Raw genomic sequence first — 12,668 nt, forward strand, 5'->3', positions numbered from 1 at the left:
TAACAATTGGGGGATACACAATGAGCACGAGCATCACGGCGGACGGCCTCAAAGCCGACCAGCCTGCGTTCCTGTCCAAGGAACGCATCATCGCCAAGCCCGGTTTCAACCGCTGGCTGGTTCCACCGGCCGCTTTGGCCATTCACCTGTGCATCGGCATGGCCTACGGCTTCTCGGTGTTCTGGTTGCCGCTGTCCAAGGCACTCGGCGTTACCGCGCCGGTGGCTTGCGCGCCGGACATGAGCTTCATCGCACAGGTATTTTCGTCGAACTGCGACTGGCCGATCTCCATGCTCGGCTGGATCTACACGCTGTTCTTCATCTTCCTCGGCTGCTCGGCAGCGATCTGGGGCGGCTGGCTGGAACACGCCGGTCCACGCAAGGCTGGCGTTGTATCGGCCTTGTGCTGGTGTGGCGGTCTGCTGATTTCCGCGCTGGGTATCTATACCCACCAGATCTGGCTGATGTGGATCGGCTCCGGCGTGATCGGCGGTATCGGTCTGGGCCTGGGCTATATCTCGCCGGTGTCGACCCTGATCAAGTGGTTCCCGGACAAGCGCGGTATGGCGACCGGCATGGCGATCATGGGCTTCGGTGGCGGCGCGATGGTCGGCGCACCATTGGCGACGGCACTGATGAGCCACTTCGCTTCGCCAGAAGGCGTGGGCGTATGGCAGAGCTTCGTGGCCATGGCAGCCATCTACTTCGTGTTCATGATCGGTGGCGCACTGTCCTACCGCGTGCCGCCAACCGGCTGGAAACCTGAAGGCTGGACCGCTCCGGCGAAGAAAGCTTCCAACGCGATGATCACTAACCGTCACGTTCACGTGAATGTAGCGTGGAAAACTCCGCAATTCCGTCTGGTATGGCTGGTGCTGTGCCTGAACGTGTCGGCGGGTATCGGTATCCTCGGCATGGCTTCGCCACTGTTGCAGGAAGTGTTCGGCGGCAAACTGCTGGGCGTCGATGTGCCGTTCGGTCAACTCGACGCTGGCCAACTGGCCTCGATCGCGGCGATCGCAGCTGGCTTCACTGGTCTGCTGAGCCTGTTCAACATCGGTGGCCGCTTCTTCTGGGCCTCGTTCTCGGACTATCTGGGCCGCAAGAACACCTACTTCGTGTTCTTCGCGCTGGGTTTTGCCCTGTACGCGCTGATTCCGAACATGGGCCATCTGGGCAACGTTGCGCTGTTCGTGGCGGCGTTCTGCATCATCCTGTCGATGTACGGCGGTGGTTTCGCCACCGTTCCGGCGTATCTGGCCGACCTGTTCGGTACGCAGATGGTTGGCGCGATCCACGGTCGTCTGCTGACTGCCTGGGCTGCTGCCGGCGTGCTCGGTCCGGTGCTGGTCAACTACCTGCGTGAATATCAGTTGAGCATCGGCGTTGAACGCGCTGCTGCTTACGACATCACTCTGTACATCCTCGCCGGCCTGCTGGTGCTGGGCTTCCTGTGCAACCTGATGGTGCGCCCGGTGGCCGACAAGTACTTCATGACCGACGCCGAACTGGCTGCCGAACAGGCGCTGGGCCACGACAAGGGTGCCGATGCCAGCACCGTTCTGGAGTGGAAAGCGGCGCCGGGCACCAAGCCTCTGGCGATCGCTGCCTGGCTGGTGGTGGGTATTCCGTTGGCGTGGGGTGTGTGGGTGACCCTGCAGAAGACGGCGGTACTGTTTCACTAAGGTCATTTACATTTGATCGTTCCCACGCTCTGCGTGGGAGCGATCATCATCCCTTCTCGCTTGTATGGACATGTCTACCCGCGACAGCCGGGCGTTCTATCCGTCAGGCATCTCACCTCTCGTGTTTCTGTTTGCCTCCTGCGTGCCTATAATGGCTGCCTTTTTCGCCCAATGATTTTGCGGAGCTGGTGATGGCCGAACGTAAGGCGTCTGTCGAGCGCGACACTCTGGAAACCCAGATCAAAGCCTCGATCAACCTTGATGGCACCGGAAAGGCCCGATTCGATATCGGTGTACCTTTTCTTGAGCACATGCTGGATCAGATCGCCCGTCACGGGTTGATCGATCTGGATATCGAATGCAAGGGCGATCTGCATATCGACGACCACCATACGGTGGAAGACGTCGGTATCACCCTCGGCCAGGCCTTTGCCAAAGCCATCGGCGACAAGAAAGGCATCCGTCGCTACGGCCATGCCTACGTGCCGCTCGATGAAGCACTGTCGCGTGTGGTCATCGATTTCTCCGGTCGCCCGGGCCTGCAGATGCACGTGCCGTACACCCGTGCCACCGTCGGCGGTTTCGACGTTGACCTGTTCCAGGAGTTTTTCCAGGGCTTCGTCAACCACGCGCTGGTCAGCGTGCACATCGACAACCTGCGCGGCACCAACACTCACCACCAGATCGAAACCGTGTTCAAGGCTTTCGGCCGCGCGCTGCGCATGGCCGTCGAGCTGGACGAACGCATGGCCGGGCAAATGCCGTCGACCAAAGGCGTTCTGTAATGCAGACGGTTGCAGTTATCGACTACGGCATGGGCAACCTGCACTCGGTGGCCAAAGCGCTTGAGCACGTCGGCGCCGGCAAGGTGCTGATTACCAGCGACGCGAACGTGATTCGCGAAGCCGACCGCGTGGTCTTCCCGGGCGTTGGCGCAATTCGCGATTGCATGGCGGAGATCCGTCGCCTCGGCTTCGATTCGCTGGTCCGTGAGGTCAGCCAGGATCGGCCGTTCCTCGGCATCTGCGTCGGTATGCAAGCCTTGCTCGACAGCAGCGAAGAGAACGAAGGCGTTGACTGCATCGGCCTGTTTCCGGGCGCGGTGAAGTTCTTCGGCAAGGATCTGCACGAAGACGGCGAGCACCTGAAAGTCCCGCACATGGGCTGGAACGAGGTGAAGCAGACCATCAGTCACCCGCTGTGGCATGACATCCCGGATCTGGCGCGTTTCTACTTCGTGCACAGCTACTACATCGCCGCCGCCAATGCGCGGCAGGTGGTGGGCAGCGGTCATTACGGTGTCGACTTCGCCGCAGCGCTGGCCGATGGCTCGCGTTTCGCCGTGCAGTTCCACCCGGAGAAAAGCCATACCCACGGCCTGCAATTGCTGCAGAACTTCGCTGCGTGGGACGGTCGCTGGTAAATGGCCGTCAAGAAGTCCAAACCGCCGATTCTGACCCTCACTCCCGAGCAGGAGAGCGAGGCCAATCGCAAGATTCAGCGGTTCATGGAAGACCGTTTCGAACTGGATCTGGGTTCGTTCGAGGCGGCGGAAATTCTTGAGCTGTTTACCCGTGAGATTGCTCCGCACTATTACAACAGGGCGATTTTCGATGTGCAGACCCACCTCAAGGAACGGTTTGAAAGCATCGAAAGCGACCTGTGGGCGCTCGAAAAAATTAAGAGCAGCGGCAAGCGTCAAGCTGCAAGCTGCAAGAGATAGACGCGCGTGCGCGCTTGCAGCTATGGCTTGCAGCTTGCCGCTCTTTTGACGAAGGAAAAAGCATGCTGATTATCCCCGCTATCGATCTCAAGGACGGTGCCTGCGTACGTCTGCGCCAGGGCCGCATGGAAGATTCCACGGTGTTCTCCGATGACCCGGTGAGCATGGCTGCCAAGTGGGTGGAGGGCGGTTGCCGTCGTCTGCATCTGGTCGACCTGAACGGCGCTTTCGAAGGCCAGCCGGTCAACGGCGAAGTGGTCACCGCGATCGCCAAGCGCTACCCGACCCTGCCGATCCAGATCGGTGGCGGCATCCGTTCGCTGGAAACCATCGAGCATTACGTCAAAGCCGGCGTGAGCTACGTGATCATCGGCACCAAAGCCGTAAAAGATCCGGCGTTCGTTGCTGAAGCCTGCCGTGCGTTTCCGGGCAAGATCATTGTCGGTCTGGATGCGAAAGACGGTTTCGTCGCCACCGACGGCTGGGCTGAGATCAGCACCGTGCAGGTCATTGACTTGGCCAAGCAGTTCGAAGCCGACGGCGTGTCCTCGATCGTTTATACCGACATCGCCAAAGACGGCATGATGCAGGGCTGCAACGTACCGTTCACCGCTGCGCTGGCCGCTGCCACCAGGATTCCGGTGATCGCTTCCGGCGGCATCCATAACCTGGGTGACATCAAGTCGCTGCTCGACGCCAAGGCACCGGGCATCATCGGCGCGATCACGGGCCGCGCGATCTATGAGGGCACTTTGGATGTTGCAGAGGCTCAAGCTTTATGTGATGGCTACGCGGCCAGATAAAAGCAGCTTCAAGTTGCAAGCTGCGAGCTGCAAGTTAGAAGCGCGACCGCAATCCGCCCTTTCTTGCAGCTTGAAGCTTGAAGCTTCTTAATCGGAGATTAAGTCTTATGGCGTTAGCCAAGCGCATCATCCCTTGCCTGGACGTGGACAACGGCCGGGTCGTCAAAGGTGTGAAGTTCGAGAACATCCGCGACGCCGGTGACCCGGTGGAAATCGCCCGTCGCTACGACGAGCAGGGCGCCGACGAGATTACCTTTCTCGACATCACCGCCAGCGTCGATGGCCGTGACACCACGCTGCATACCGTCGAGCGCATGGCCAGTCAGGTGTTCATCCCGCTGACCGTCGGCGGTGGCGTGCGTACCGTGCAGGACATCCGCAACCTGCTCAATGCCGGCGCGGACAAGGTGTCGATCAACACTGCTGCCGTGTTCAACCCGGAATTCGTGGGCGAAGCCGCGCAGCATTTCGGCTCGCAGTGCATCGTCGTCGCCATCGACGCCAAGAAAGTCTCCGGCCCCGGCGAAACCCCGCGCTGGGAAATCTTCACCCACGGCGGGCGCAAGCCAACCGGCCTCGACGCGGTCGAGTGGGCGAAGAAAATGGAAGGCCTCGGTGCCGGCGAGATCCTGCTGACCAGCATGGATCAGGACGGCATGAAAAACGGCTTTGACCTCGGCGTGACCCGCGCCATCAGCGACGCGCTGGGCATTCCGGTGATCGCTTCCGGTGGCGTCGGCAACCTGCAGCATCTGGCTGACGGCATTCTCGAAGGCCATGCCAGTGCGGTGCTGGCGGCAAGTATTTTCCACTTCGGCGAATACACCGTGCAGGAAGCCAAGGCCTACATGTCGCATCGCGGCATCGTCATGCGCTAAAGCGTACAGGCCAGTGGACAGCATGGCGCGCCCAAGGCACTCTTGGGCACGCCATGGATTCCGGTAGCCCGACATGATCAAACGCCTGCTTGTTGTTCTCGCCAGCGCCTCATTGTTGTTGATCAGCAATGCTCGCGCCGAAAACGGTCCCGACACCGACCTGGTGCTGCTTACCGAAAACTTCCCGCCGTACAACATGGCGAAGAACGGCAAGAATTTCGCCCAGGGCGACAACATCAACGGCATTGCCACTGACATCGTTCGCGAGATGTTCCAGCGCGCCGGCCTCACTTACAGCCTGACCCTGCGTTTCCCCTGGGAGCGTGTCTACAAACTCGCCTTGGAAAATCCCGGTTACGGCGCCTTCGTCATGGCGCGCCTGCCCGATCGCGAAAGACTGTTCAAATGGGTCGGCCCGATCGGCCCGGATGACTGGATCCTGCTGGCCAAGGCTGACAGCAAGATCACACTTGACACCCTCAACGACGCGCGCAAATACAAGATCGGCGCCTACAAAGGGGATGCGATTGCCGAGACACTCACCAAGCAAGGCCTCAAACCGGTAGTAGTGCTGCGCGATCAGGACAACGCTAAAAAGCTGCTCAATGGCCAGATCGATCTGTGGGCCACGGGTGATCCTGCCGGCCGTTATCTGGCGCGGCAGGATGGCGTGACCGGCCTGAAGACCGTGCTGCGCTTCAACAGCGCCGAGTTGTACCTGGCGCTGAACAAGGATGTTTCCGATGACGTCGTCGCCAGGCTGCAGACCGCGCTGGATCAGATGCGCAAGGAAGGCGTGGTCGATGAAATCATGGCGAGCTATCTGTAACCACATCCAGACCAGGCGCTTGCAGCGCTTCTACGCTGGTGCTGTCGATGCCTGGCTCAGCGGGGATGGCCGTCTTCAGCGATGGACACGAGTCGACTGACTCGATGGTATGTGGCGGGTATTGCGTCAGCAGAACGCTGGAGTCGTCGGTATAGCCGAAATCGACCGCCACTTGAGTACCGTCTTCCCTCACCAGTTCGTAATGGCTTTGCATCTGATAGACCGCTACGGCTGATTGCTTTGGCACCATGGCAATCACGACCTGCGGTCGCAGCTCGTGCCAGCCGTTGGAAGACGCTTCAGTGTGGGTCAGGGCCTTCGGCAGGCAAGCCGAGAATCTGGTCATGCGGATGTCGCTCAGAGGCGCGGATGGCCAGGCTTTTACAATTTCCATCGCGGTGAAGCTATGGAACATCCGCATCGTCACGGCGCTCTGCGCGCGCGGCGCAGTCCATTTTGTCGCGCGGTATGCGTCCGACTCATTGCGCTCATAACCGATGAGCACGTATTCGTCGGTCCTTTTGAGTGCGTAGTAAGGTGAGTTGCGAAACTGTTCACCGGGATGCGCATGATCTCTCACCGCGAACCAGGGCAGGCGGGCAACATGTGTGACCGTGGCGGGTTCGCTTTCGGCTGGCTTGGCATAGCCACCGAGAACCGGAGCCTGCGGTGGTTCGCTCAGTTGCACAGGGATCTGCATGCGCAACGCGTACGCCGATGAAGGTGCCGCAGGCTTGCTGTAGCCCTGAATGCCGGCGAATGTGCCCGCTGCAAACAGGATATCGCCTGCTGCCGCAGTCGGCGGTTCGATGGCGTAGGCACTGAAACTCATTTTGGCGCCGCTACCTTTGTCATTCCAGATCAACTCGCCGAGGTTCGCCGCAACGACGAGGTCGACCCTGACGCAACGCACTGAGTTGAGCGAAGGTTTGCAATGATCGGTGGTGCAGACTTGCCCCAAGGCGACGTAACCGACAGGTGCCAAAGGGCGCCAGATCGACAGGCGCGCAACATTGGGCGCCCCGGTTTCTTTCCAGACCAGTTCAAAATCGACAGGGCGGGCCAGTGCCTTGCCTCTGGCGTTTTCGACTCCTTTCAAATCCCTCTCGCAGACCACGGCCGCGACTACTTCGCCGTTGATATTGGCATCGCCGGGGATCAGCACATCGCCCAGCGAGAAATAGCCCGGCAGTGCATCCGGAGCGGGGGCAGGGCGCCAGAAGGTGGCGGGTTTCGCTTTCGAGCCGTTGCTGCTCCAGACCCGATTGAACTCCGTGGTGAAGTTGATCAGCAGGTTGTCCTGGATGATCGGTTCCATTTGCCGTGGCAGCGCTGCGATATTGTCTTCGATAGTCATGATGATTCCTGATAGTTGAAAGGCGACGCGCGAGGGCGTCGCGACCTGTTGCAGGTCGCACTATCGGAAACGGGGACGGTTATCGGGTGGTAACTATGTATGTGCCAGCGTCACAGGGTTTTACCGGTAAACGCCGTCCTTGCCATGCCCGGCCATGGCGCGATTGCTGCGCACGCTGATCATCTGCCGGATATCGATCCAGTCGATGCCCTGCGCTTTGAGCTTGGGTAATTCGCGCTCCAGCACCGCGAGGGTCTGCGGGTACGGATGGCCGATCATCACCGCTGAACCCTGTTTGTGCGCCAGGGCGATCGCGGTCTGCAACTGAGTGGCAATGGCCGCTTCGGTGCGCTCATCATCAAGAAACACGTCCCGGGAAACGCTGGCCAGGTCGATTTTCTGCGCCTGCTGCGCTGCGACGGTCTGCGCGCTGGTGCGGCTGTCGACAAAGAACTTGTGCCGACGCTGCAATTCGCCCATCAACCACGCCATCGCCGCCGGCTGGGCGGTCATGCGGCTGCCCATGTGATTGTTGATACCGGCAGTGAACGGTACTTTTTCGAACGCGGCATTCAGGCGTTTCTGCAGCTCTTCGATGGGCAGCTCGGGGTGCCAGGCGTAAGGCCCGGTGGCCGGGTCCATGGGCATGTGCAGGATGACGATCTTGCCGGCGCGATGGGCTTCGCGGGCAAACTCGGTGGCGTGGGGGTATCAGGCATGATCGCTGCCGTGACCGGGCCGGGCAGGGCGAGCACGCGACGATCCCGGGGCAGGTTCTGCCCCAGGTCATCGATGATCAATGTCAGGTAGGCCTTGTGCGGCGTGGAGCTGGCGGGCTCTGCTTGGGCAAAACCCGCCAGACAGCACAACAGAACGCAGAGGGAACGCAGCAACATCCTCAGCGGCCGGAAGTGATGCTCAGGCCTTTGAGCAGGCTCAGGGCCTGGGCCAACTGGTAATCATCATCCTGCGGCATCGCTTTGGCCTTGCCGCCGGAACCGCTCGGTTTGTCGGCGCCGCCGTTGCCGTTGCCCAAGTGGCCTTGCAGATCGGCTTCCTTGAAGTATTCGCTGTCGGCTTCGTTGGTGATCTTCGCGCGGCGCACTTCGATGTCCGGCACGATGCCCTGGGCCTGGATCGAGCGGCCGTTCGGCGTGAAATACAGCGCGGTGGTGATCTTCAGCGCGCGGTCGTTGTTCAGCGGCAGCACGGTCTGCACCGAGCCCTTGCCGAAACTGGTGGTGCCCATGACCACGGCGCGTTTCTGGTCCTGCAGGGCGCCGGCGACGATTTCCGAAGCCGAGGCACTGCCGCCGTTGATCAGCACGACCATCGGCACCGCTTCGCTCTCGTCCTTGCCGGTGGCGGAGAAGCGCAATTCGGAGTTGGCAATGCGGCCCTTGGTGTAAACGATCAGACCTTTGGTGATGAAATGGTCGACCACTTCCACCGCCGATTGCAGCACGCCACCCGGGTTGTTGCGCAGGTCGAGAATGATGCCGTTGAGCTTCTTGCCGTTGTCCTTGCGCAGCTTGGCCAGCGCCTTGGAGACTTCTTCGCCGGTCTTGACCTGGAACTGGGTGATACGGATATAGCCGTAGCCCGATTCGAGCAGCTGCGCTTTGACGCTCTTGACCTGAATCACTGCACGGGCCAGGGTCACGTCGAATGGCGTGCCACCATCGCGAACCAGGGTCAGGGTGATTTTCTGGCCGATCTTGCCGCGCATCTTGTCGACGGCTTCGGTCATGGTCTGGCCGCGGGTTGGCTGGCCGTTGATCTTGACGATGAAGTCGCCGGCCTGGATGCCAGCCTTCGAGGCCGGGGTGTCGTCGATCGGTGAGACAACCTTGATGAAGCCGTCTTCGGCGCCGACTTCGATGCCCAGGCCGCCGAACTCACCGCTGGTGCTTTCCTGCAGTTCGGTAAAGTCTTCCGGGCCGAGGTAGGCCGAATGCGGATCGAGGTTGCTGAGCATGCCCTTGATCGCGTTTTCCAGCAGGGTCTTATCGTCCACAGGCTCGACGTACGCGGCTTTGATCCGGTCCATGACCTCGGCGAAGGTGCGCAGCTCTTCCAGCGGCAGCGGCGCCTTGGCGGTCGCGGCAGTGCCTGCCGGAGCGACAGTCGGGGCCGGTTGCGCGGCGAACGCCAGAGGCGCGCCGATCACCAGAGCGATCGTCAGGGCCAGCGAGGTAAGGCGGGACAAATGCAGCATGTCGAACGAACTCCTGAATTAGATGGTGCGCTTATCCTTGCGCACGACACCATTGCGCCGGATCACTCGGGTGACCCTGCTGACGAATTGCGAAATACAGCGCTGGCGTGTCCTGACCGCCACTGTTACCTACAGTGGAAATCGACTCGCCAGCCTTGACCACATCACCCGCCGACTTGAGCAGCGTCTGGTTGTGACCGTAAAGACTCAGAAAACCGTTGCCGTGATCGAGGATCACCAGCAGCCCGGCACCGCGCAGCCAATCGGCAAATACCACGCGCCCACCGTGTACGGCGTGCACCTGGCTGCCGGCGGAGGCGCTGATCATCACACCATCCCACTTGGTGCGGGCGTCGTCGCCACGGCTTTCACCGAAGCGTGCGAGTAATCGACCATCAACCGGCCACGGAAGTTTTCCCCGGGTTGCAGCAAAAGGCCCGCCAAAGGTTTCGCCGCTGCTCGATACCAGCGCGCCGGGGCTTGATCTGGCGGGTTTTCGTGGGGCGTCGCTGTTGTCAGCCTGCGCCTCACGCAAACGCTTTTTCCGCTTCCTGCTGGGCGATCAGCGCTTTCTGCCGCGCTTCTTCTGCCTCACGAGCCTGGCGCGCCAGGGTTTCTTCGATGGTTTTAAGGACTTTAGACAGGTCTGCCTGATCCTGCTCGCGGGCGGCCAGCTTTTGATCGCGGGCTTTCACGTCGTCATTTAGCTTGGCGAGAACCTGCTGGCGTTCTTTGCGGACCTTCTCGAGTGCTTCGCGCTGAGTGTCGAGGTCGCTTTTCTGCACCAGCAACTGCGCCTGCTGCAGGCCAATGTCTTTTTCGACATTGGCCAGTTGGCGCAGGGTTTCGTTGAAGTTCTTCAACTGCTCCAGGCGGGCCTGGCTCAGGTAGTCGTAATAGGTGAGAGTGCGGGCAAATTTCTCGGGGTTCTGTTGATTGAGCAGCAGCTTGAGGTATTCCTGGCGACCGTTCTGGTAAGCCGCACGGGCCTGAATGGCGATCAGTCGCTGCTGTTCAGTGCGCGCGCTCTGGAGTTTTTTCTCTGCATCGAGCCGCTGCAGCTCGGATTCGCTTTTCTGCAATTCTTTCTGCAGCGCGTCGACCTGCTTCTGCAGCTTGCCCATCTCGGTTTCGGTGCCCTTGAGCTCTTTCTGCACGCCGGACTTTTCTTCCTGCAGCTTGCCCAAGAGTTTTTTCAGCTCGGCGATATCCTGGCGCGTGGCCTCCAACTGCTGTTGGGTTTGCGCGCGCTCGTCGGCGAAGGCCGGCTGGAGCAGACAGGTCAGAGCAAGGGCAATCAGGACGCGAAGCATAGGGGCGGGCGGCACCAGGGTAAGGGACGGCCTAGTATGCCCGCCCGAGGCTGCAAAAAAACGCCCAATTGGGGCTGTGTGATAACTGGACAGAAAAACACCGCAAAACCAATGTGGGAGCGGGCTTGCTCGCGAAAGCGGTGTGTCAGGCGACATCGCTGTCGACTGATCCACCGTATTCGCGAGCAGGCTCGCTCCCACAGGGATTATCAGTGTTTATACGAGGATCGAAGTGCCAGTCATCTCCGCCGGTTTTTCCAGGCCCAGCAGCATCAGCATGGTCGGTGCCACGTCCGCCAGCACGCCGCCTTCGCGCACTTTCAGGTCGCGTTTGCCGACGTAGATGAACGGCACCGGCTCGGTGGTGTGCGCGGTATGCGCCTGACCGGTGGATTCGTCGGCCATTTGCTCGACGTTGCCGTGGTCGGCCGTTATCAGCGCTTCGCCACCGACCTTGTCCAGCGCCTCGACGATGCGACCGACGCAGGTGTCCAGGCACTCGACCGCCTTCACCGCCGCGTCGAATACGCCGCTATGGCCGACCATGTCGCCGTTGGCGTAGTTGACCACGATCACGTCGTAGCGCTGGTTTTCGATGGCGTCGACGATGCGGTCAGTGACTTCCGGGGCGCTCATTTCCGGCTGCAAGTCATAGGTAGCGACTTTCGGCGACGGGATGAGGATGCGCTCTTCGCCCGGGAACGGTTCTTCGCGACCGCCGGAGAAGAAGAAGGTCACGTGGGCATATTTCTCGGTTTCAGCGATGCGCAGCTGGGTCTTGCCGTTTTTCGCCAGGTAATCACCGAGGACGTTTTCCAGGCTGCCGGCGGCGAGGCCGACGGTGCCGGAATGCTTGCGGCGTACTGGGTCAGCATGACGAAACCGGCCAGTTTTGGCTGGCGGGCGCGCGCGAATTCCTTGAAATCGTCTTCGACGAACACCCGGGTCAGCTCGCGAGCGCGGTCGGCACGGAAGTTCATGAACACCACAGCATCGCCGTCCTCGACTTTCACCGGCTCGCCGATAGAAGTGGCTTTGACGAATTCGTCGCTTTCGCCCCGGGCGTAGGCAGCTTCAAGACCTTCCTGAGCGGTGGCGGCGTTGAATTCGCCATTGCCGTCGACGATCAGGTTGTAGGCCTGGGCGACGCGATCCCAGCGGTTGTCACGGTCCATGGCGAAGTAGCGGCCGATGATGCTGGCGATGCGGCCCTTGCCGAGTGCCTGGAAAGTCGCGTCGAGCAGTTCGATCGACGAAGCAGCGCTTTTCGGCGGCGTGTCGCGGCCATCGAGGAAGGCGTGCAGGTAGATTTTTCGGCGCCGCGCTTGAAGGCCAGTTCGGCCATGGCGATCAGGTGATCCTGGTGGCTGTGCACGCCGCCATCGGACAGCAGCCCCATAAAGTGCACGGCTTTGCCGGCGGCCACGGCTTTATCGACAGCGGCGCAGATGGTCGGGTTTTCGAAAAACTCGCCGTCGCGGATCGCTTTGGTCACGCGGGTGAAGTCCTGATACACCACGCGCCCGGCGCCAAGGTTCATATGGCCGACTTCGGAGTTGCCCATCTGCCCGTCCGGCAGGCCGACGTCCATGCCGCTGCCCGAAATCAAGCCGTTCGGCACCGTGGCCCACAGACGATCCAGCACAGGTTTCTTCGCCGCGAACACGGCATTGGATTCGGGGCTGTCGCTGTGACCGAAGCCGTCGAGAATCATCAGGACCAAAGGTTTGGGCGTAGTCGTCATGGAATCCACTCGTGGCTGATAAAGAAGAGGGCGATGGAAAACGGAGTTGGAGTTTAAAGCGAAGTTCCGACCGCGTCACCGCCGGACGGGGTTTGGCCGACCATAGTGGCTGTGTATA

9 protein-coding genes and 3 pseudogenes are annotated in these 12,668 nt (G+C 60.8%); 7 read left to right on the forward strand and 5 right to left on the reverse strand.

Translation table 11 applies throughout. From position 1 onward, the window contains the following. Positions 1 to 20 precede the first annotated feature (20 nt). From LJU32_06185 to LJU32_06215, 7 genes are all read left to right on the forward strand, one after another. Positions 21 to 1,685, forward strand: a complete 1,665-nt coding sequence (locus LJU32_06185) for an OFA family MFS transporter (GenBank protein WKV89894.1) — start codon at positions 21 to 23, stop codon at positions 1,683 to 1,685. A gap of 191 nt (positions 1,686 to 1,876) precedes the next feature. Beyond that, a complete protein-coding gene (hisB, locus tag LJU32_06190; GenBank protein ID WKV89895.1) occupies positions 1,877 to 2,470 on the forward strand; it encodes an imidazoleglycerol-phosphate dehydratase HisB in 594 nt (197 codons plus the stop codon). After that, positions 2,470 to 3,108 carry an imidazole glycerol phosphate synthase subunit HisH gene (hisH, locus tag LJU32_06195; protein ID WKV89896.1) on the forward strand — a complete coding sequence of 213 codons (639 nt, stop codon included), beginning with the start codon at positions 2,470 to 2,472 and terminating at the stop codon, positions 3,106 to 3,108. The genes hisB and hisH overlap by 1 nt, the downstream gene beginning before the upstream one ends. Further along, on the forward strand, positions 3,109 to 3,408 hold the full coding sequence (locus LJU32_06200; protein WKV89897.1) for a DUF2164 domain-containing protein: 300 nt from the start codon (positions 3,109 to 3,111) through the stop codon (positions 3,406 to 3,408). A 62-nt stretch (positions 3,409 to 3,470) separates the two neighbouring features. Beyond that, positions 3,471 to 4,211, forward strand: a complete 741-nt coding sequence (gene hisA, locus LJU32_06205) for a 1-(5-phosphoribosyl)-5-[(5-phosphoribosylamino)methylideneamino]imidazole-4-carboxamide isomerase (protein ID WKV89898.1) — start codon at positions 3,471 to 3,473, stop codon at positions 4,209 to 4,211. A gap of 107 nt (positions 4,212 to 4,318) precedes the next feature. After that, entirely contained in the window at positions 4,319 to 5,089 is a 771-nt protein-coding gene (gene hisF, locus LJU32_06210) for an imidazole glycerol phosphate synthase subunit HisF (GenBank protein WKV89899.1), read from the forward strand. A gap of 73 nt (positions 5,090 to 5,162) precedes the next feature. Beyond that, positions 5,163 to 5,918, forward strand: a complete 756-nt coding sequence (locus LJU32_06215; protein WKV89900.1) for an ABC transporter substrate-binding protein — start codon at positions 5,163 to 5,165, stop codon at positions 5,916 to 5,918. Here the strand turns inward: LJU32_06215 and LJU32_06220 are convergent. The 5 genes and pseudogenes from LJU32_06220 to gpmI all read right to left on the reverse strand — a co-directional run bounded on the left by LJU32_06220 (position 5,899) and on the right by gpmI (position 12,550). Continuing rightward, positions 5,899 to 7,275 carry a Vps62-related protein gene (locus tag LJU32_06220; GenBank protein WKV89901.1) on the reverse strand — a complete coding sequence of 459 codons (1,377 nt, stop codon included), beginning with the start codon at positions 7,273 to 7,275 and terminating at the stop codon, positions 5,899 to 5,901. The genes LJU32_06215 and LJU32_06220 overlap by 20 nt on opposite strands. A gap of 120 nt (positions 7,276 to 7,395) precedes the next feature. Continuing rightward, positions 7,396 to 8,171, reverse strand: a pseudogene (locus tag LJU32_06225) (divergent polysaccharide deacetylase family protein). A 2-nt stretch (positions 8,172 to 8,173) separates the two neighbouring features. After that, on the reverse strand, positions 8,174 to 9,493 hold the full coding sequence (locus LJU32_06230; protein WKV89902.1) for a S41 family peptidase: 1,320 nt from the start codon (positions 9,491 to 9,493) through the stop codon (positions 8,174 to 8,176). A 31-nt stretch (positions 9,494 to 9,524) separates the two neighbouring features. Then, positions 9,525 to 10,806, reverse strand: a pseudogene (locus tag LJU32_06235) (murein hydrolase activator EnvC). A gap of 216 nt (positions 10,807 to 11,022) precedes the next feature. Beyond that, positions 11,023 to 12,550: pseudogene (gene gpmI, locus LJU32_06240) on the reverse strand (2,3-bisphosphoglycerate-independent phosphoglycerate mutase). Positions 12,551 to 12,668: the final 118 nt, after the last annotated feature.

It is taken from the genome of Pseudomonas sp. B21_DOA (genome assembly GCA_030544685.1).
GTDB lineage: Bacteria > Pseudomonadota > Gammaproteobacteria > Pseudomonadales > Pseudomonadaceae > Aquipseudomonas > Aquipseudomonas fluorescens_AO.